General features: G+C 71.5%; 23 protein-coding genes. 9 read left to right on the top strand and 14 right to left on the bottom strand.

What is annotated here, in order from left to right; genetic code table 11:
• The first annotated feature begins 380 nt into the window (after positions 1-380).
• Positions 381-938, top strand: a complete 558-nt coding sequence (locus Adu01nite_RS11635) for a hypothetical protein (RefSeq protein WP_203726587.1) — start codon at positions 381-383, stop codon at positions 936-938.
• Between the two features lie 10 nt (positions 939-948).
• On the opposite strand, the gene Adu01nite_RS11630 is transcribed toward Adu01nite_RS11635, so the two are convergent.
• Both Adu01nite_RS11630 and Adu01nite_RS11625 read right to left on the bottom strand, forming a co-directional pair.
• On the bottom strand, positions 949-1,359 hold the full coding sequence (locus tag Adu01nite_RS11630; RefSeq protein ID WP_239132312.1) for an MmcQ/YjbR family DNA-binding protein: 411 nt from the start codon (positions 1,357-1,359) through the stop codon (positions 949-951).
• A 9-nt stretch (positions 1,360-1,368) separates the two neighbouring features.
• Positions 1,369-2,325 (bottom strand): type 1 periplasmic-binding domain-containing protein, encoded by a 957-nt coding sequence (locus Adu01nite_RS11625; protein ID WP_203726586.1) that lies wholly within the window; start codon positions 2,323-2,325, stop codon positions 1,369-1,371.
• A 78-nt stretch (positions 2,326-2,403) separates the two neighbouring features.
• Here Adu01nite_RS11625 and Adu01nite_RS11620 point away from each other — a divergent pair, with 78 nt between their 5' ends.
• From Adu01nite_RS11620 to Adu01nite_RS11595, 6 genes are all read left to right on the top strand, one after another.
• Entirely contained in the window at positions 2,404-3,141 is a 738-nt protein-coding gene (locus Adu01nite_RS11620) for an SDR family oxidoreductase (RefSeq protein WP_203726585.1), read from the top strand.
• Between the two features lie 11 nt (positions 3,142-3,152).
• Entirely contained in the window at positions 3,153-5,060 is a 1,908-nt protein-coding gene (locus Adu01nite_RS11615; RefSeq protein WP_203726584.1) for a helix-turn-helix domain-containing protein, read from the top strand.
• Between the two features lie 9 nt (positions 5,061-5,069).
• On the top strand, positions 5,070-5,873 hold the full coding sequence (locus Adu01nite_RS11610; protein WP_203726583.1) for an alpha/beta fold hydrolase: 804 nt from the start codon (positions 5,070-5,072) through the stop codon (positions 5,871-5,873).
• 63 nt (positions 5,874-5,936) lie between these two features.
• On the top strand, positions 5,937-6,551 hold the full coding sequence (locus Adu01nite_RS11605) for a permease-like cell division protein FtsX (RefSeq protein WP_203726582.1): 615 nt from the start codon (positions 5,937-5,939) through the stop codon (positions 6,549-6,551).
• Positions 6,548-7,141 (top strand): SigE family RNA polymerase sigma factor, encoded by a 594-nt coding sequence (locus Adu01nite_RS11600; protein WP_239132311.1) that lies wholly within the window; start codon positions 6,548-6,550, stop codon positions 7,139-7,141. The genes Adu01nite_RS11605 and Adu01nite_RS11600 overlap by 4 nt, the downstream gene beginning before the upstream one ends.
• Positions 7,142-7,203: 62 nt before the next feature.
• On the top strand, positions 7,204-7,497 hold the full coding sequence (locus tag Adu01nite_RS11595) for a YiaA/YiaB family inner membrane protein (protein ID WP_203726581.1): 294 nt from the start codon (positions 7,204-7,206) through the stop codon (positions 7,495-7,497).
• Positions 7,498-7,732: 235 nt separating this feature from the next.
• Here Adu01nite_RS11595 and Adu01nite_RS11590 read toward each other — a convergent pair whose 3' ends face one another.
• Entirely contained in the window at positions 7,733-8,842 is a 1,110-nt protein-coding gene (locus tag Adu01nite_RS11590) for a citrate synthase 2 (RefSeq protein WP_203726580.1), read from the bottom strand.
• A gap of 67 nt (positions 8,843-8,909) precedes the next feature.
• On the opposite strand from Adu01nite_RS11590, the gene Adu01nite_RS11585 reads away from it, so the two are divergent.
• The gene (locus Adu01nite_RS11585; RefSeq protein ID WP_203726579.1) at positions 8,910-10,133 is read left to right on the top strand and encodes a citrate synthase family protein; all 1,224 of its coding nucleotides are present in this window, start codon (positions 8,910-8,912) and stop codon (positions 10,131-10,133) included.
• Between the two features lie 37 nt (positions 10,134-10,170).
• Here Adu01nite_RS11585 and Adu01nite_RS11580 read toward each other — a convergent pair whose 3' ends face one another.
• Positions 10,171-10,374: a hypothetical protein gene (locus Adu01nite_RS11580; RefSeq protein ID WP_203726578.1), complete on the bottom strand. Its 204-nt coding sequence runs from the start codon at positions 10,372-10,374 to the stop codon at positions 10,171-10,173.
• Between the two features lie 97 nt (positions 10,375-10,471).
• Here Adu01nite_RS11580 and Adu01nite_RS11575 point away from each other — a divergent pair, with 97 nt between their 5' ends.
• Positions 10,472-11,083: a class I SAM-dependent methyltransferase gene (locus Adu01nite_RS11575; RefSeq protein WP_203726577.1), complete on the top strand. Its 612-nt coding sequence runs from the start codon at positions 10,472-10,474 to the stop codon at positions 11,081-11,083.
• On the opposite strand, the gene Adu01nite_RS11570 is transcribed toward Adu01nite_RS11575, so the two are convergent.
• From Adu01nite_RS11570 to Adu01nite_RS11525, 10 genes are all read right to left on the bottom strand, one after another.
• Positions 11,080-11,631: a MerR family transcriptional regulator gene (locus Adu01nite_RS11570; RefSeq protein WP_203726576.1), complete on the bottom strand. Its 552-nt coding sequence runs from the start codon at positions 11,629-11,631 to the stop codon at positions 11,080-11,082. The genes Adu01nite_RS11575 and Adu01nite_RS11570 overlap by 4 nt on opposite strands.
• A gap of 148 nt (positions 11,632-11,779) precedes the next feature.
• Entirely contained in the window at positions 11,780-12,244 is a 465-nt protein-coding gene (locus Adu01nite_RS11565; protein ID WP_020514441.1) for a bifunctional nuclease family protein, read from the bottom strand.
• A gap of 97 nt (positions 12,245-12,341) precedes the next feature.
• Complete coding sequence (ftsR, locus tag Adu01nite_RS11560) at positions 12,342-13,010, bottom strand: transcriptional regulator FtsR (RefSeq protein WP_239132310.1); 669 nt, start codon at positions 13,008-13,010, stop codon at positions 12,342-12,344.
• 71 nt (positions 13,011-13,081) lie between these two features.
• Positions 13,082-13,525, bottom strand: a complete 444-nt coding sequence (gene odhI, locus Adu01nite_RS11555) for an oxoglutarate dehydrogenase inhibitor Odhl (RefSeq protein WP_020514443.1) — start codon at positions 13,523-13,525, stop codon at positions 13,082-13,084.
• Positions 13,526-13,717: 192 nt separating this feature from the next.
• A complete protein-coding gene (gene gcvH, locus Adu01nite_RS11550) occupies positions 13,718-14,098 on the bottom strand; it encodes a glycine cleavage system protein GcvH (protein WP_203726574.1) in 381 nt (126 codons plus the stop codon).
• Positions 14,099-14,137: 39 nt separating this feature from the next.
• Positions 14,138-15,406, bottom strand: coding sequence for a DUF881 domain-containing protein (locus tag Adu01nite_RS47720; RefSeq protein ID WP_239132322.1), 1,269 nt, complete (start codon positions 15,404-15,406; stop codon positions 14,138-14,140).
• A 2-nt stretch (positions 15,407-15,408) separates the two neighbouring features.
• Positions 15,409-15,741 (bottom strand): small basic family protein, encoded by a 333-nt coding sequence (locus Adu01nite_RS11540; RefSeq protein ID WP_203726573.1) that lies wholly within the window; start codon positions 15,739-15,741, stop codon positions 15,409-15,411.
• Entirely contained in the window at positions 15,738-16,688 is a 951-nt protein-coding gene (locus Adu01nite_RS11535; RefSeq protein ID WP_239132309.1) for a DUF881 domain-containing protein, read from the bottom strand. Before Adu01nite_RS11535 ends, Adu01nite_RS11540 begins: the two co-directional genes overlap by 4 nt.
• The gene (clsA, locus tag Adu01nite_RS11530) at positions 16,685-17,296 is read right to left on the bottom strand and encodes a cardiolipin synthase ClsA (protein WP_203726572.1); all 612 of its coding nucleotides are present in this window, start codon (positions 17,294-17,296) and stop codon (positions 16,685-16,687) included. The genes Adu01nite_RS11535 and clsA overlap by 4 nt, the downstream gene beginning before the upstream one ends.
• 183 nt (positions 17,297-17,479) lie before the next feature.
• The gene (locus Adu01nite_RS11525) at positions 17,480-19,438 is read right to left on the bottom strand and encodes a vWA domain-containing protein (RefSeq protein WP_203726571.1); all 1,959 of its coding nucleotides are present in this window, start codon (positions 19,436-19,438) and stop codon (positions 17,480-17,482) included.

The following is a 19,438-nucleotide window of genomic DNA, read 5'->3' as shown; positions in this document are numbered from 1 at the left end:
CGATGGGGAGCGGCCGTTGCGCCCCTTTCGCGCGGGGCGCGGGGTTGCGGTTGAAGCTTGCCCACCGCCGCACGCGAGAGTGGCCCTGCGGCCGTGACCCGACGCCTGGGTCGCTCCGAGAAACACGGGACTCGGCAGGCCCGTACTCATATCTTGGGGTGGGGTGGCACGAAGCAGGGAGCAATGTCGCCGAGGCCTTTCGTAGGCTTCTCGGCAGGACGGCCCACATCGGTGGCCGCCATTTTTCTCGCGGGGATCATCCAATGTCTCGTCGTATTGTCGCCTTCACGACTCTTCCGTTGGCCGCTGCTCTTTTCGCCGCCGGCTGTTCGCATTCCGCTTCCACCGCGACCCCGGCGCCGTCGGCTCCCGCGCCCACCGTGACCGCTTCGGCTTCACCGTCCGCATCGGCTTCGTCCAGCCAGTCACCGTCCGCTTCCGCCTCCAACACCGCGGCCGGGCGTGGCGGATCAGCGACGAAGGCCGACCCGCGGCTCGCCGACACCGACCACATGCCGTATTGGCTGGATGTCGTGCGGGACTGCAAGTACGACGAGCAGAAGCCGGAGATCCAGAACGTCGTGTCGGGGGACGTCAACGGCGACGGGGCGCAGGACATCCTGGTCGTGCGGACCTGCACCGCGATCACGTCCTACTGGCCGTCCACGGTGGAGATCTACGACGGCACCTCGCGGGTGTCGAAGCCGAAGCGGATCGGGACGCTGCTCACCGACCACACCGAGGGCCCGTACGTGCACAGCGTCAAGGTCAACCGGGGCGTCGTGGAGATCACCGCCTACGGCGTGGACGCGCACACCGACAATTCCTGCCCGAACGCCGTCTTCCACTACCGCTTCCGGCTGGCCGGCAACACCTGGGGGCTGCTTGGTCAGACCACTGGTAAGCGGCTCGCCGAGTGCCCGCGCATCGGGTCATGACCTCATGACCTCATGATCTCGCGGCGAGCCAGTCGGTGGCGCGGCGTTTCGAGGCGCGCGACAGCCACGCGTCCTGGATGACCTCGGCCAGCTCGCCGCGGGTCAGCTCGCCGACCCGGCTCGCCCGCAGCAGCACCGACCGGTGGCCGTCGAAGTGCGCCGTGGTGAAGAACGGGGTCGACTCGTCCTGCACGAGGGACTGCTTGTCGGCCTCGGACTCCACCCAGAACACGATCACATCGGTCCAGCGCTCGCCGGTCACCGGGTCGACCGCATCGGGGCGTGGGTTCCGGAAGAACACGAACGACTTGCCTCCGACCTGGTAGACCGGATTCTCGCCGTCATCGACGGTGACGTGCGGCATCGCCTGCGCGATCGCGTGCACATCGCCGACCCGCGCGGGCCTGCTGTCGTCGGACACCAGCCGAGCTTAGAGCGGCGGGGCCGTTTGCGCGGGGGTCAAGGTCCCGATCGTGGTCGCGGTGACCGCGCCGGCCGCTCCGGTCCAGGTCAGCGCGACCTCGAACATCGGCTGCAGCAGGGCGTGGTCGGTCGCGCGGATCTCCAGCTCGCCCTTGACGCTCGCCAACCGCGCGCCTTCCAGGGCGGTGATCATGCCGTCGGGGTCGCCGGGTGCGTACTGCAGCGCCCGGACGACCATCTGGGCGGCGGCGAAGCCCTCCTGGTGGCCGGTGTCGGTGCGCAGGCCCGGCACCCGGATCCGCAGGGCGTGGTAGGCGCCGCCGCGAAACGCCCCGTCCGCCCAGCTGGTGGCCAGCCGCACCGCTCCGGCCCGGCTCGGCGGATAGGACGCCCAGGTGCTCCGCTCCCCCAGCACGCCGACCGCCGGCATCCCGGGTGGGAGGGCGGCCGGCGAGCCGGCGAACTGCCCGATCGTCTCGGCCGCGGCGCGATCCAGGCCCTGGACGGCGACCCGGGCTCCGGCCGGGACCAGGGTCCGCACCGCGGCCAGGTCCTGATATGCCTGGTGGCCGCAGCGGAACGTGTAGCGGTTTAGGCCGGTCAGCCGGTCGTCCGGGGCGCTCGTGATCAACAGTGCCCGGTCCCGCTCGGCGGCCGCGGCCAGGCGCAGCGCCGCATCCCCGGTCACCGCGCTGACCAGCAGCCGGATCCCCCTACTCTCCGCGGTGTCCAGGCGGGTCAGGGCGATCCTCCGGCGGCCGATCTTGCCGGTGTAGTTGGTGGCGTACTGCAGGCCGGCACGCAGCCCCTGGTCGAACCGGACGCCCTCGGGCGTGGTCGAACGGATCACGCCGACGGCCAGTGGGCCGGAGCCGCCGCCGGTCGCCGGGTCCTCGACCGGGCCGCAACCGGCCACGGCCGCCGCGAGGGCGGCCCCGAGCACGCTACGGCGGGTAAGTGTCATCGCCGCCCGAAATTACCGCACACCTATGTGGGGCGGGCACATGTGCGTTCGCCGCCCGGGGCTCGTAAATTCACTGTCATGACGACGGCGCATGTGGTCGACCTGGACCTGTCCGGCAAGACCGCCCTGGTCACCGGCGGCGGCAGCGGGATCGGGAAGGCCTGCGCCGAGCGGCTCGCGGCGGCCGGGGCGGCGGTCACCGTGGTCGACCTTCACCCGGGCGAGAACACGATCGTCGCCGATCTGAGTGACCTGTCGACGATCGCCGGACTGCCCGCGACGGTCGACGTGCTGGTCAACAACGCCGGCCTGCAGGTCGTGTCGCCGCTGACCGAGTTCCCCGACGACCGGTTCGCACTGATCCAGAAGGTCATGGTCGAGGCGCCGTACCGGCTGGTCAAGCACGTGCTGCCGCACATGTACGACCGGGGCTGGGGCCGGATCGTCAACATCTCGTCGGTGCACGGGCTGCTGGCTTCACCGTATAAATCTGCTTATGTCACGGCAAAGCATGGGCTGGAGGGGCTGTCGAAGGTGACCGCCCTCGAAGGCGCCCCGCACGGGGTCACCTCCAACTGCATCTGCCCGGCGTTCGTGCGCACCCCGCTCGTCGACAAGCAGATCGCCGACCAGGCCGAACTCAACGGCATCCCGGAATCCGAAGTCGTCGAGAAGATCATGCTGAAGCGGGCGGCGATCAAACGGCTCATCGAACCGGACGAGGTCGCCGAACTCCTCGCCTACCTCTGCACCCCACCCGCCGCACTGATCACCGGATCCTCGATCACGATCGACGGCGGCTGGACGGCCAACTAAGTTTGACGATCATGCTGAACCCGCTCGAATACCTCGACCTGCTGGCCCGGGAGGCCGCGCCGGTCGAGTTCGAGCGCCCGATCCTCGCCGCCCGGCAGGCCGGTGCCGCCGCCGACGATCTCGCCGAGCTCGAGGAGATCAAAGTCGCGGCGCTGCGGGTCCGGGCCCTGCTGGAGCGGCGCCGGCGCCGCGAGGAAGAGCTTTCCGCGCTGTACGACACGGCGAGCGACCTCGCCGGGCTCCGCGATCTCGACGCGGTGCTGCGGGCGATCGTGCACCGGGCCCGCACCCTGCTCGGCGCGGACGTCTCCTACCTGACCCTCGACGACCCGCAGCGCGGCGACACCTACATGCGGATCACCGACGGCTCGGTGGCGGCCAGCTTCCAGACCCTGCGGCTGCCGGCCGGGGCCGGGCTGGGCGGGCTGGTCGCGGTCTCCGGCACCCCGTATGCGACGGCCGACTACGGCCAGGACCCCCGCTACCGGCACACGGCGGAGATCGACACCGGCGTACGCGATGAGGGGCTCGTCGCCATCCTCGGCGTACCCCTGCGGTTGGGCAGCAGCGTGATCGGTGTGCTGTTCGCCGCCGACCGCACCGAGCGGGCGTTCGCCCGCGAGGAGGTCGCCCTGCTCGCGTCGCTGGCCGCGCACGCCGCGATCGCCATCGACACCGCCCGGCTGCTCACCGAGACCCAGGCCGCGCTGGCCGAGCTGTCCGCCGCGAACACGGTGATCCAGGCGCACAGCGCGTCGGTGGAGCGCGCGGCCGGCGCCCACGACCGGATGACCGCCCTGGTGCTGCGGGGCGGCGGGGTCGAGGAGGTGGCCGCCGACCTGGTCGACGTGCTCGGCGGCGCCCTGCTGGTGCTGGACGCGACCGGCCGCGAACTGGCGGTGGCGAAGTCGCCGGCCTGGCCGGGCGGGCTGCCCGGGCTGGACGCCGCCGACATGGCCGAGGCGGTCGCCGCGTCCCGCGGGGCCGGGCGCAGCGTGCAGCGCGGCGACGCGTACGTGGCCGCGGTGGTGGCCGGCGCCGACAACCTGGGTGCCCTGGTCTTCCACCCCAGCCACCCCCTCGCGGGCGCCGACCAGCGGATCCTCGAACGGGCCGCGCAGATCACCGCGCTGCTGCTGCTGTTCCGCCGCACCGTCGCCGAGGCCGAGGGCCAGGTCCGCGGCGAGCTGCTCGACGACCTGATCGGCCGGCCGGTCCGCGACGAGCAGGCGCTGCGCACCCGGGCCCGGCGCCTCGGCGTCGACCTGGACGCCGCGCACGTGGTGGTGGTCGCGGCCGGCCGGGCCGAGGGTGGCCTGCGCCAGCGGGCGGTGTCCTGGGCGCGCACGTTCGCCGCCGGCCGCGGCGGCCTGGCCGTGGCCAAGGACGGCCGGCTGGCCCTGATCCTGCCCGGCACCGACCCGGCCGCCGCCGCCCGCACCGTGGCCAAGGAGCTGTCCCGGGCGGTCGGCGACCCGGTCACCGCGGGCGCCGCCGGGCCCGCGTCCGCGCCGGCCGCGATCGGCGTGCACTACCGCGAGGCCGACTCGTGCGCGACCGCCCTGATCGCCCTCGGCCGCGCCGGGGAGGGCGCGAGCAACACCGAACTCGGCTACGTGGGGCTGCTGCTCGGCGACCGCCGGGACGTGCCCGCCTTCGTGGGCGCGGCGATCGGCCCGGTCCTCGACTACGACACCCGCCGCGGAACGGCCCTGCTCAAGACCCTGGAGGCCTACTTCGGGGCGGGCGGCAGCCTGTCCCGGGCGGCCGAGACCCTGCACGTCCACGTGAACACCGTGACCCAGCGCCTGGACCGCATCGGCAGCCTCCTCGGCGCCGACTGGCAGACCCCGGCCCGCGCCCTCGACCTGCAGCTCGCCCTGCGCCTGCACCGGTTGAGCGGCCCGCTCTCCACCTAGGCTGTCGGGGTGGAGGAATTCGATGTAGCGGTTGACGGTGGGCAGCTCCGGGTCGTGGCCTGGCCCGGGGACGGGCCGGTGGTGATCGCGGCGCACGGGATCACCGCCAACGCGGTCTCGTGGGCGGCGGTGGCCCGGGAGCTGGGCGGCAGCGTACGGCTGGTGGCTCCGGACCTTCGCGGGCGGGCGCGGAGCTCGGGGATCACCGGGCCGTTCGGGATGGCGGCGCACGCGGCCGACCTGATCGCGATCGCCGATCACCTCGGGCTGGAGCGGGTCGCGCTGACCGGGCATTCGATGGGCGGGTTCGTGGTCACCGAGACCGCCCGGCTCCATCCGTCGCGGGTGTCGTCGGTGCTGCTCGTCGACGGCGGGCTGCCGTTGCCGCTGCCGCCCGGGGTCGACGTCGACACCGCGCTGCACGCCACCATCGGACCGGCCATGCGGCGGCTGTCGATGACGTTCGAGTCGGCCGACGCCTACCTCGACTTCTTCCGGATGAATCCGGCGCTGGGGAAATACTGGTCGCCCGACGTCACCGACTACGTGCTCCGCGACTTCAACGGCACCGGCTCCTCATGCCTCCTGGACGCCGTGCGGGCCGACGCCAAGGACATGCTGACCTCGCCGGCGCCGGCGCCGTTCCCGCTGCTCGGGGCACCGCGCGGCATGCAGGACGAGGAGACCGGCATGTATCCGGCGGCGGTCCTGGCGGCCGCGTCGGCGCAGATCGTGCCGGACGTCAACCACTACACGATCCTGCTCGGCAAGGGCGCGGTCGTGGTCGCCGAACGGATCCGCGCCCTGGTGTGACCATTTCGGGGCTCCATCCGGTCCTAACAGCAGAGGACGGACCGGACGAAGGAGAACGGACCAGTGGACGCGAACCTGCGGGAACACTTCGATCAGGCGGTCAGTGATGACCCCGGCTTCGACCCCGGCGAGATGGCGCACGCCGCCATCGCCCGGGGCGGCCGGGTACGCCGCCGGCGGAGGCAGATGGCCGCCGTGGGTGCGGCGGCCGGCGTGGTGCTGGTACTGGGGGTGGCGGGCGGCGTCAACCTGCGGTCCCAGCCGGCCCAGCCGTCCGACCAACCGACCACCGTCGCCGCGGCGATGATGCCGCTCGCCTCGCCGGGCTGCTCGCTGAAGGCGGCCGGTGCCACCGATGTGGCCATCTTCCTGACGTCCGAGGTGACCCAGGCGCAGCGCGCGGCGATCCTGGCGGCGCTGCAGGGCGACTCCCGGGTGGAGCAGCTGGTCTTCGAGGACCGCCAGTCGGCGTACGAGAAGTTCCGGGAGCTGTGGAAGGACTCCCCCGACTTCGTCGCGGCGGTCAGCCCGAAGGATCTGCCCGAGTCGTTCCGGGTCCGGCTGGCGGACGCGTCGACGTCACCGGCCTTCGTCGCGAAATACCAGGAGCAGACCGGCGTCCAGGACGTCGTCGGCCGGCGCTGCCCGCAGAACGCCGCGGTCGGTGGGGTCCAGTGACGGAAACCGTGACGTCGCCCCGGGTCGCCGACGACACCACCCGGACCGGAGGGCCGGCCGGCTGGGGTGCGGGCCGCCGCCGGGCGAGGGCGGCCCGGGACGCCGAGTTCACCGCGTTCGTCGAGTCCGCCGCCACCAGGCTGCGCCGCAGTGCCTACCTGATGACCCGGGACTGGCATCTCGCCCAGGACCTGACCCAGCACACATTCACCAAGATGTACACGGCCTGGGACCGGATCCGCACCGGCCCCAACCTCGAGGGCTACAGCCGCCGCGTCCTCATGAACCTGGTCTTCGACCAGCAGAAACGGCGCAGCGGCTCGGAGATCGTGCTGGCCGAGATGCCGGACCAGCCGGACGGCACCGCCGCGGCCGGGTCGCCGGAGCTGCGCCTCGCCCTGGTGGACGCGCTGGCCCGGCTGAGCGTGGAGGACCGGGCGGTGCTGGTGCTGCGGCACGCCGAGGACCACAGCGTCGACACGGTGTCCACCATCCTCGGCGTGTCGGTGTCGGTGGTGAAGATGCGCAACGCGCGGGCGCTGGCTCGCTTGCGGACCCTGCTCGGCGAGGACTTCCGCCTTACCGAGTAGTGGCCCACGTTGAGTATCCGCACTCATTCGCGGCGGTCAGTGTCCCGGCAAGGATGACCGCCATGGACATCAATCCGCAGCCGAAGGTCACCACGGCCTTCTACGCACAGGCGGCCGCATCCTTCGCGATCGCCCTGCTCGCCCTGGCGGTGGGCATCTACTACCTGCCGGTGGGCGGCTGGATCCGCGGCTTCCTCGCCATCGGCCTGCTCTACGTGGTGACGTCGTCGTTCACCCTGGCCAAGTGTGTCCGCGACGCCCAGGAGGTCGGCACGGTGACCCGCCGTGTCGACCAGGCCCGCATCGACAAGCTGATCGCCGAACACAACCCGTTCAAGGACCCGGCCGGCGTGTAGCCACCGCCCGGTCCCGCGGTACGCCGGGCCCTCGTAGTCCACCTCGTCCAGTCATCGGCCGAGGCCGGCGACGAGGGCCCGCACCGCACTGACGCCCAGCCCGATCGCCACGGCGCCCTCGGCGGAACTCCTCAGCCGCACTTCCGCCCGGCCCGATCGCCACGGCGCCCTCGGCGGAACTCCTCAGCCGCACTTCCGCCCGGCCCGATCGCCGCGCCGCCCTCGGCGGCACTCCTCAGCTGTACTTCTTCACCGCGGCGTCCCAGCCGGGCACCTCGGTGGCGGCGCGCTCGGGTGGGCCCACGTAGTCGGCCGACGGGCGGATGATCTTGCCGAGGCGCTTCTGTTCGAGGATGTGGGCGCTCCAACCGGCCGTCCGGGCGCAGGTGAACATGGACGCGAACATGTCCGACGGGACCTGGGCGAAGTCGAGGACCACGGCGGCCCAGTATTCAACGTTGGTCTCCAGGACCCGGTCGGGTTTGCGTTCGCGCAGTTCGGCCAGGGCGGCCTTCTCCAGCTGCAGCGCCACGTCATAACGCGGGGCGCCCAGCTCGCGGGCCGTCTCGCGCAGGATCGCGGCGCGTGGATCCTCGGCGCGGTAGATGGCGTGCCCGAAACCCATCAGGCGCTTGCCGCTGTCGAGGACGCCCTTCACGTAGCCGCGCGGGTCGGCGCCCCGCTCCACCTCCTCGATCATGCTGAGCGCCCGGGCCGGCGCGCCGCCGTGCAGCGGGCCGGACAGCGCCGCCACCGCGGCCGACAGGCACGCCGGCACGTCGGCGCCGGTGCTGGCCACCACCCGGGCGGTGAACGTGGAGGCGTTCATGCCGTGTTCGGCGGCGCAGACCCAGTAGCGGTCGATCGCGGCCACGTGTCGCGGGTCCGGGTCGCCCTGCCAGCGGAGCATGAAGCGTTCGGTGGCGTTGCGGCCGCCGTCGACCAGGCGCTGCGGCACGGCCGCCAGCCGGGAGCCGCGGGCCGACTGGGCCACGTACGACAGCATCATCACCGACACCCGGGCCAGGTCCTCGCGGGCCCGGGCCTGGCCGATGTCGATCAGCGGCTGCATGCCCCAGTAGGGGGCGAGCATCGACACCGCCGCCTGCACGTCCACCCGGATGTCGCCGGAGTGCACGGGGATCGGGAACGGCTCGGCGGGCGGCAGCGCCTGGGTCAGGTCGCCGTCGGCCAGCAGGCCCCACACCTCGGCGAACGTGACCCGGCCGGCCAGCTCGCGAACGTCGACGCCGCGGTATCGCAGCGATCCGCCGGCCCGGTCGGGTTCGGCGATCTCGGTGTCGAACGCGACGACACCGGCCAGTCCTGGGTTGACAGTCAACATGACATCAACATGTGCTCATCTTGTATTGATGTCAACATTGATCCAGTCAACATGAGAGTATCTGCACATGCCCCTCGACCCCCACTTCCTGACCACCGAGCAGGTCGCCGACCGGCTCGGCGTCAAGCCCGCCACCGTCTACGCCTACGTCAGCCGCGGCATGCTCCCCAGCCGCCGCAACGCCGAAGGCAAGGGCAGTCTCTTCGAAAAGCCGGATGTCGACGCCTTCGTGGCGAGCCGCCGGCGCCCGACCACCCCCGGCATCCAGACCGGCATCACGCTGATCAAGGACGGGAGTCTCTTCTACCGCGGCCGGGACGCCTGCGTGCTGGCACGCACGGCGAGTTACGAGGCGGTCGCGACTCTACTCTGGACCGGTGATCTCGAGCATGCGGACCTCGTCCCCAACCCTGACCTGCAAAATCTCGCCGCGCAGGTGATCCAGCCGCTGCCCGCCGTCGCCCGCACCACCGACCGGCTGCGGGTGATCGTCGCGGCCGCGGCCGCCGCGGACCCGCTCCGCTTCGACACCACCCCGGCCGCCGTGGTGGCGACCGGCCGCACCATGCTCGCCACCATGGTCGCGGTGCTCCGCCGCGCCCGCACCCTTGAAGAGGTGCACGGCACCCCGTTCGTCCGGCTCCGCGACGACCAGGCGGCCCGCCCGGAGAAAGGCCTCGCCGGGATGCTGTGGCACCGGCTCAGCCCCGACGACGCCGACTACGATCTGCTCAACGCCGCGCTGATCCTGCTGGCCGACCACGACCTGGCCGCCTCGACGCTGGCGGCGCGGGTGGCCGCGTCGACCCGGGCGCACCCCTACGCGGTGGTCAGCGCCGGCCTGGCCGCCCTCGACGGCCCGCTGCACGGCGCCGCGAGCGGCCTGGCCTACGCGATGCTCGCCGACGCGATCAACACCGACGACCCGGTCGGCACGATCACCTCCCGCCAGCGGTCGGGCGGCGCGGTCCCCGGCTTCGGGCATCCGCTCTACCCGGACGGCGACCCGCGCGCCACCACGCTGATGGAGATGATCGGCGAGGGCCCGGTGAAGGAGACGGCCGAGCGCATGATCGACGCGATGCGCACCCGGGCCGGCGTCCACCCCAACATCGACTTCACCCTCGCCGTGCTGGCCCTCACCCACGGCATGCCGGCCGACGCCGGCGAGACGATCTTCGCGGTGGGCCGCACGGCGGGCTGGCTGGCACACGCGTTGGAGGAGTACGAGGACCGCCCGAGCCGCTTCCGCCCGTCCGGCGTGTATTCGGGTCGCAGCCCGTCGATCTGACCACGGCGGGCCGGCCGACGGCGCAGCGTAGGCGGGGCTACAGCGGGTGGGGGCCGGTCCCGACCACCCGGTACGGGACGGTCTGCTCCAGGACCCGTGGTTCCTGGGTCTCGGGGCCGCACAGCAGGACCACCGGCTGGTGGGGCAGGCCGGAGTCCCGGTTCGGCATCCAGCCGAGCACCAGGAAGGTCTGCGCATGACTCGGGTCATGGATGTACAGCGGGTAGTACTGCGGGATCACATCGCCGACGCTATCGCGGCGCCGGCCGGCGCCGATGTCATTTGCCGTTCTGGCAACTAAAGTCGGCGGCGCGGGAACGGGACCGCATCCTGGGTGCATGAGTGACGAACAAGCGTGGGATGCCCGCTACTCGGAGGAGAACCGCATCTGGAGCGGCAACCCGAACGTCGAGCTGGTGACCGAGGTCGCCGACCTGCCGCCGGGCCGGGCGCTGGACCTGGGCTGCGGGGAGGGCGCCGACGCGGTCTGGCTGGCGCGGCGCGGCTGGCAGGTGACCGCGGTCGATCTGTCCGGCGTGGCCCTGCAGCGGGCCGCGACCCACGCCGCCGAGGCCGGCGTGGAGATCGACTTCCAGCAGCACAACCTGGAGAAGACGTTCCCGGACGGCGAGTTCGACCTGGTGTCGGCGCAGTTCCTGCACTTCTGGGCCGAGTTCGACCGGGAGAAGATCCTGCGCCGGGCGGCGGAATCGGTGCGCCCGGGCGGCACCCTGCTGATCGAGGGGCACATGGATCACGGGCCGTTCAAGCACGACGGCCACGCCGAGATCCACTTCCCGGCGCCGGCCGAGGTGATCGCGGCGCTCGACCTCGGCGACGACTGGGAGGTGCTGACGGCGGCGATCCACCCCCGTCAGCAGAAGGGCCCGGACGGCGACCAGATCGAGCGCACCGACAGCACCGTCAAGCTGCGCCGAAAGACTGGCTAGCCGGCGCGGCGGCGGGCCCGGCGGGCCGCGAGCTCGTCGCCCGCCGCCGGCTCGTCCGAGGCCACGCCGACCGGGGTCGGGCCGGTGGCCGGTTCGGCCGGCAGGTGCGACAGCGAGCCCTGGATCTCCTTGAAGGCGCCGCCGATGGCGATGCCGAACACGCCCTGGCCGCCCTGCAGCAGATCGACGACCTCCTCCGGCGAGCGGCACTCGTAGACCGTGGTGCCGTCGGAGATGAGGGTGATGCCGGCCAGGTCTTCGACGCCGCGCGAGCGCAGCGTCTCGATGGCGCGGCGGATGTTCTGCAACGACACGCCGGCGTCGAGCAGGCGCTTGACGACCTTGAGAACGACCAGGTCACGGAACGAGTAGAGGCGCTGGGTGCCGGAGCCGGACGCGTCCCGCACGCTCGGGATGACCAGCGTGGTGCGCGCCCAGTAGTCGAGCTGGCGGTAGCTGATCCCGACCGCCTGGCAGGCCGTTACTCCGCGATAGCCGACCGTTCCGTCCTCGCCGACGAGTGGGCCCTCTAACGGCTGCTCGTGCACGCGACTACCTCCCCGCTGCGCGGTGCCGCTTCACCTGGACTTCACGAGCGTATATCTCAGCGGTCGCCGAAACAGTCAGGTAATGCGGCGACACGCCGCGTACGGAGGAAGTCGATCACACGGGAGAACGCAGAAGGACCGGAAAGGGTCAGCCGGCGAAATCTTCGGGACGAACCTGGTCGAGGAACTCGCGGAACTTCTCGACCTCGTCCTCCTGCTCGTCCGGGATCACGATGCCGGCCTCGGTCAGCACCTGATCGGCACAACGGATCGGCGCACCGACCCGTAACGCGAGGGCGATCGAATCGCTCGGCCGGGCGGACACCCGCAGGTCCTCGCCGATCAGCAGGTCGGCGTAGAAGACGTTGTCCTTGAGCTCGGTGATCTCCACCGCCCGCAGGGGCGCCTGCAGCGCCGCCAGGATGTCGCGCAGAAGATCGTGGGTCAGCGGCCGGGCCGGCTTCACACCCTGCTGCTCGTACGCGATGGCTGTCGCTTCCACGGCGCCGATCCAGATCGGAAGATACCGATCACCGTCGACCTCCCGCAGCAGGACGATCGGCTGGTTGCTCGGCAGCTCCACCCGAACCCCGACCACGCTCAGCTCGCGCACCGCCGACCTCCGTGTGTCGTTGTTTTTCCGTCGCCGCCAGAGCACGGCCCCCCATTACCTGCACGGTACACGCCTCGCACGCGCCTGCCGGAACGGCTCAGCGGCCGAGTTCGCCGCGTAATCCGGCCCGTACCAACGCCGCGTGCAACTTCTGCGACAGCGCCTGCAACTCGCGCGCCGTCTCCGCGGCCCGGGCCCGTGCGGCCGGGTCGCTCTGCCGCACCAGCGGCGCCAGAAGCTGCGTGAACAGGCCGACCTCACGGTCCGCCGCGGCCCGGAACGCGCGCAGGTGGCGCACCTCCAAGCCGTACCGGGTCAGCCCGACGACCGCCTCCACGATCAGCACGGCGTCCGCGTCGTACCACCCCGGTGGCTTCGCGGTCACCAGACCGATCTGCTCGAGCTCGTCGAGAAGCTCGGCGGTGACACCGGTGCGATCGATCACATCCTCCCGGGGGACCCGGGTGTCGGACGGATCGGACGCCTTCTCACCGCCGACGGCGACCAGCGCCGGCCGCGCGGGCGCGACGGGCTGATCGTCCATCCGGTCGAGCTGCTCGCGGATCACCCGCAACGGAAGGTACTGATCGCGTTGCGCGGTCAGCACGAACCGGAGCCGGGCCACGTCGTTCCACGAGTACTTGCGGTAGCCGGAGGCGGTGCGCTGGGGATCGACCAGCCCTTCCGCCTCCAGGAACCGCAACTTGGAGATCGTGGTGTCGGGGAATTCGGTGCGCAGGTGGGCCAGCACCTCCCCGATGCTCATCAGCGCAGCCTCGCGCCCACCAGGGCGTGATGACCCTGGATCGCGCGCGGCCGCCCCCGACGAATTCACGATCAGGCCTCGCCCTCCGGCCGCGGGCCGGCGATGAACACCAGGCGGAACTTGCCGATCTGCACCTCGTCCCCGTTGCTGAGCGTCGCCGCTTCCACGCGCTCACGGTTCACATACGTGCCGTTCAGCGAGCCGACGTCGCGCACCGTGAAGGTGCCGCCGTCGCGGTGGAATTCGGCGTGCCGCCGGGAAACTGTCACGTCGTCGAGGAAGATGTCGCTGTCGGGGTGCCGGCCGCTGGTGGTCACGTCGTGGTCCAGCAGGAACCGGGCGCCGGCGTTCGGACCCCGGCGCACGACCAGCAGCGCCATACCCGGCGGGAGCGAACCGGACATCCGGCTCGGCACCACGTCGGTGTCGGGACCCTCCAGCACCTCATCGAGCGCACCGAGGTTCAGCGTGGACGTGACGTCGAGCGGGGGGAACTCGTCGTCTGGGCGCGTCATCGGACCACCTCACGGATCAGTTGGTCGTCGCCAGGCGGCACGGGCAAAAGGTCCCCACCGCGGCCGTCAGGCCCGGACGCACGACTATCGGTCTTCACATTCTGGGCAACATCGAAAGCAGAGTGCATAAAAACAAAGGCGAGCCTAGTCAGCGCCAATATCAGCGAGCAACCGGACGCGCGGTATTGGCGGTCAGCTCTCGGTCAGCGCCTGGTATCCGGCCGCGTTCAGAAGCGCCGCGACCGACGCCGGATCGTCCGGTGCGATCTCGACGAGCCAGCCCGCCGCATAGGGTTCCGCGTTGATCAACTCGGGTTCGTCGGCCAGCGCGGCGTTCTTCGACACCACCGTGCCGGCGATCGGCGCGTAGATCTCCGAGACGCTCTTGGTCGACTCGATCTCGCCGAGCGAGTCGCCGGCCGCGACCGCCGTGCCCTCCTCGGGCAGCTGCACGAAGACGATGTCGCCCAGCGCATCCTGCGCAAAGTGGGTGATGCCCACCCGCACGGGCCCGCTGCCGTCACCGGACACCCACTCGTGTTCCGCCGTGTACCGCAGGTCCTCAGGAATCACGCATCTCTCCCGTTTGTCGCCCCTGTTCCCGGTCGGCTCTCACGAGGCGGGCCGGGCATACTGCAAAGTCGTGGCCTTACGCACCGCGGTCACCTCGACCGTGGCGCGTTGTTCCATCGTCACGCTACCGCCGCCGCTGTTCACCGACGCGACCACCCCGCCGGGGATCTGCAGAGCGGTCTGCATCGTCTGCGGCGACCCGATCACTGACAGGACATATGGGGCAGAAAGCTTCACACCGTCGGCCAGGATGCCGCCGCCCTCGGCATCCACGAAATAGCTGGACGCGACGACCCGCACCGCCTGCCCGTTGGATCCGCCCAGCTGGAGCACCTCGCCGCCGGCCCCGCGCAGCTCCTGCACGGCATTCAGGATCGCCGACGCCTTGACCCGGTCGACGGTGATCACCAGGCCCGGCCCGCGCCCCGGCAGCGTCCCGGCCAGCAGCCCCAGCTCATCGGCGCGCTTCTCGGCCTCGGCCAGCGCCGCCTGCCGGCCCGCCACACCTGAGCTCAGCTGCCGCTGACTGGCCTCCAGGGCGCTGATCTGGCTCTGCAGCCGGCTGTCGCTGGAGTCCAGGTCCGACAGGATCCGCACCAGGTCCTCCTGGCGCATGGTGGCCAGGCCCTGATCACCGTCGTTGCTGCGTAACTGCACGACCAGGGTGAAGCCGAACAGCGCCAGCAGGAAGCAGATCAGGGCGCCGGCCGAGGAAAAGCGCCGCTTCGCGGATTCGGCCGGTTGCGGCGCTGCCTCCGCTTGCGCTTCCTCCTCGGGTACGTCTTCAGCACCCGTCCCCGCATCAGTTGTCGACGCGGAACCCGCTTCGGCGGCGGTCGATGCGGCGTCCTTCTTTTCCGGAGTCACCGGATCGGGTGACACCGATATCCGCCGGGTCGGGCCGTCCGGATCGCGGGCGGGTCGCGCGAGCGGCGCCGTCGGCCCCTCCCCGACCGGCCCGTCGAGGCGGGTCGTGACTTCACCCACGGGCCGTTCCGGGCTCGGCGCGCCGGACAACCCGGACAGCCGCGCGGTGACCTCGTCGTCGGGGCCAGGACCGGCGCCGGTGCCGGGCGACAACCCGGACAGCCGCGCCGTGGCCTCGTCGTCGGCGGGCGGAGCGGGCGGCCGGGCCGAGGGGGCGGTTGCCTCGTCGGTGCGCGGCATGCTTTGAACCCGCGGCTTCTCGGCCGCGTCCGACGTGCGGTTGTCGGCGGCGCCCGGCGTACTCTCCTCGGGCTTTTCGGCATGCGGAGGCCGCCGCCCGGCGGTGGGGAAATCCGGGTTTTGCTCGTCGTCGTTGTTCATCGTCACGCCCGGAAGAGGTGCCGGCGGATGGCCGCGACGTTGCCGAAGATGCGCACGCCGAGCACGACGACGACGCCGGTGGAGAGCTGGCCGCCCACGCCGAGTTGATCGCCGAGGTAGACGATCAGGGCGGCGACCAGCACGTTCGAGATGAACGAGACGACGAACTGCTTGTCGTCGAAGATGCCGTCCAATTTGGCGCGCACCCCGCCGAAGACCGCGTCGAGCGCGGCGACCACCGCGATCGGCAGGTACGGCAGCAGTGGCGCGGGCACGGTCGGGTGGAACACGATGCCCAGGACGATTCCGGCGACGAGGGCGAGTACGGCGATCATCGGCCGCCTTCCGACGGTTCCGGGCCGGCTGACGCCGAACCCGAGGCGAACGAGGAGCCCGAGGGAGCGGGCGGAGGGGTGGACGGCTCGGCCATCCGCAGCTTCAACTCGGTGGCCGCGGGCAGCGTGACATCCTTCGCTTTACGGGCACTGAACGACATGCCGTACTTGGCGGAGAGCTGTTGGAAGAAGCGGCCCGCGTAGCCGTCCTCGAAGTCCTCGCCGATGTCGTCCGGGCCGATCGCGATCACCTCGTACGGCGTGGTGACCGGCCGGAAGTCGACAAGGATCGCCTCGCCGGCCTGCCGGATCGTCGACGTCGCGGTCAGCCGCTGCCCGTTGATCGTGATCGCCTCCGCGCCGAGCGACCACAGCGCGTTGGTGGCCAGCTGCAGGTCGGTGTCCTTGACCCGGGCCACCGTGTTGCGCTCGCCGGTCACCGCGTTGATCGGGGTGGGCCCGTCGCCGAGGGTGATCTTCGCGCCGGAGCCCTTGACCGCGGCCAGCCCGGTCGCCGCCTCCAGATCACGGAGCCGCGCGACGGTGGCGCCGCCCAGCTCCCGTTCGCGCAGGCCGCTGACCTCGTCGTTGAGCTGGTCGGCCCGGTCCTGCAGCCGGACCGTTTCCTCGCGGCGCTTCTGGACCTGGTCGATCAGGGTGGCGCGGGCGGTGGTGCGGGCCGGCTCGTCGGCGATGGTCTGCTGGTAGGCGACGACGAAGAGGAAACCGAGGGCGATCAGGACGACGGTGGAGACGCCGCTGGTCACCCACTTGCGGGTGCCGGTGGGTTCGCCCTCGACGGCTTTGCGGGCCGCTGCGGCGGCGTAGCCCGGTTCGAGCGGATTGCGGAAGAGCTCGGTGAGGAAGTCGGCCGGGTAGACGCGCTTGGCCGGTTTTTCGGCGATTTCTTCGGACATTTCCGAGTTGTCAGGCTCGGGCGTGGTCATCCGGTGGCCACCTCGCGGGCGCGGTCGGCGCGCAGCAACTGAGCCGTCTGCATGAGGTAGAGAGCGGCGGCCGCCCAATAAAGGCCGAGCGCCCACCAGGCCAGGCCCCAGCCGATCGGGCCGGCCCACGCCGCCGTCGCGTCCACCGCGTGCGCCAGCAGCAGGATCGGGAACGCGCCGAGCAGCACGAACGTGCCGGTCTTGCCGACGTAGTGCACCGGCGGCGGGCCGTAGCCGTGCCGGCGCAGCACCAGCAGGGCGATGCCCAGCACCAGCTCGCGCAACAGCAGCGCGCCGGTCAGCCAATAGGGCACGACGTCGCGCACGGTGAAGGCGATCAGCGTCGCCAGGATGTAGAGCCGGTCGGCGAACGGGTCGAGCAGCTCACCGAGCCGGCTCACCGAGTTCATCCGGCGGGCGACGAAGCCGTCGACCCAGTCGGTGGTGCCGCCGACCGCCAGGACGATCAGCGCGGCCACGTCGTGATGCGGGCCGAGCAGCAGGTAAAGGAACAGCGGCACGCCCAGCAGGCGGATGAAGCTGATGACATTCGGGATCGTCCAGATCCGATTGGAGGCGGCGATGGACGGCGCAGGCTGCTGCGACATCGCGACTTCCTCTCCCCCTCCGGAGCCCCACGCCCGGAAATTGCGCGGTGACAGATCACCAGCGCAGCGGTCCCCCGACCGGCCGGGGCCGGTCACTCGCGGAGCAACTATAACCAGCCCCGGCCTCGCCGCTCGTCACCAGCCGCGCGCCGCACATCGTGTCCGCCGTCCTAGGAACCTAGTTCATCGACGTCCCCGCCGTGCGCGCACGTAGTCATCCACCACATACCGGCCCAACTCCTCCGCATCCGGGCTGAAGACCCGGCCGCCGTTGCGCTCGGCCACCTTGCCCACGAACCGCTGCAGGCCCGGGTCCTCGCCGAGCATGAAGAAGTTGAGCGTGGCGCCGAACCGGGTCAGGTGATCGACCTCGTGGATCGTGGCGCTGATCGTCTCCGGCAGCGGCGGCCACCAGAAATAGGACTCGCCGTCCTCCAGGTGCGCGGTCGGCTCGCCGTCGGTCACGATCATCACGACCGGCTCGGCGCCCGGGTGCCGGCGCAGGTGCCGGCCGGCCAGGTTGAGGGCGTGCTGCAGGTTGGTGCCCTTCTCGGCGGTCGGGTCGATCGCCGCCAGGTCGCCCTGGGAGAGCACCGACGCGTACTTGCCGAAGCCGATGATCTGCAGCGAATCCTGCGGGAACTGGGTGGCGACCAGGTGCGACAGGGCGAGGGCGGTCTGCTTCATCGGCCCCCACCGGCCGTCGGCGAACATCGAGTAGGACAGGTCGACGCACAGCGCCACCACCGCCGAGGCCCGGTGCTCGGTCTCGGCCACCTCGAAGTCGTCCGGGGTGAGCCGCACCGGCAGCGTCGCGGTCCCCCGCGACGAGGCCCGCCGCCGGACCGCGTTGCCGATCGTGCGCACCACGTCGAGCGGCTGCTCGTCGCCGAACTCCCAGCGCCGCGACGACCCGATCAGGTCCCCGGCCGCGCCGGCGTCGCGCAGGTCGTGCTGCCCCTGCCGCTTGCCGGACAACTCGTCGAACACCTTGGCCAGGGCGGTGCGGCCGAGCCGGCGCAACGCCTTCGGCGAGAGCGTCAGCCCTTCCGAGTCGCGGGTCACCCACCCCTGGCGGGAGAGCTCGCGCTCGAGATCGCGCAGCCGCCGCACGTCGTCGGCCGCGCCCCGGCCGAGCTGCCGCTCCACCATCTCCACGTCGATGTCGTCGAGCGTGGCCCCCGGATGCTCCTGCCCGAGCTGGTCGAGCAACTCGTCCAGGTCACCGATCTCGCCGAGCGCGGACGCCGCGTCGCCGTAGCCGAGGTCGTCGGGCCCGCGCATCCCGCGCTCGCCGCGCCCCCAGTTGAGCTGCGGCCGCAGGGCCTGCAGGTTGCCGGTGAGCTCGGACAGCTGCCCGCGCAGCGGCCCGTCGCCGAGCGCCTGATCCATCAGCCGGGACAACTCTTCCTGCTGCTGCGCCGACAGCGACCGCATCAGCCGCTCGGCCGCCGCCGCCCGCCGGGCCAGGGAGTCGATCAGCTCCTCGATGTTCTCCGGGTTCTCCGGGAAATACTGACCGTGCTTGGACATGAACTGCTGAAAAGCATCGTTCGTGTCCTCGCCCCGGGCGTGCCGGGTGAGCAGGTCGTTGAGGTCCTGCACCATCTCCGAGACGCCGTCGAAGTCACCATTTTCCAGGGCCTGCTTCATCCCGGCGAACCGCTGCTCGACAACCTCCCGCCGCAGCCCGTCGAGAATCTGCTGGTAGAGCCCGCGCGCTTCGTCAGATGTCCAATTATATTCGGACAATTCCTCGACGGCGCGCGACGTCGACCGGGGCAGATTGTCGAGAACGGACTCGGCGAACCGCGCCTCGATGTCGTCCTCCCGCGCCCGCAACGCATCCCGCTCGGCGGCCAGGGCCTGATCGAGCAGCTGCTGCGCCCGGGTCACCGCCCCGTCGAGATTGCCGCGCCGCAGCGCCTCCCGCCGCAGCCGCCGGGCCCGCGCCCGCAGCTCGTCGAGCCCGCGCCCGTCCTGCGGCCCGCGCCGGACCAGCTCCCGGAGCACGTCGCGCAGGCTGTCGCCGGCCAGCACCCGCTCGCCGACCTCGTCGACGGCCGCCCGCACGTCGTAGGGCGGCGCGAGCGGATCGGGACCGTCCCGCCACGCGCCATAACGAAACCGATTCCCCGCCAC

Source organism: Paractinoplanes durhamensis (genome assembly GCF_016862175.1).
Taxonomy (GTDB): domain Bacteria; phylum Actinomycetota; class Actinomycetes; order Mycobacteriales; family Micromonosporaceae; genus Actinoplanes; species Actinoplanes durhamensis.
This window is presented reverse-complemented; position numbering and strand designations above follow the sequence as displayed.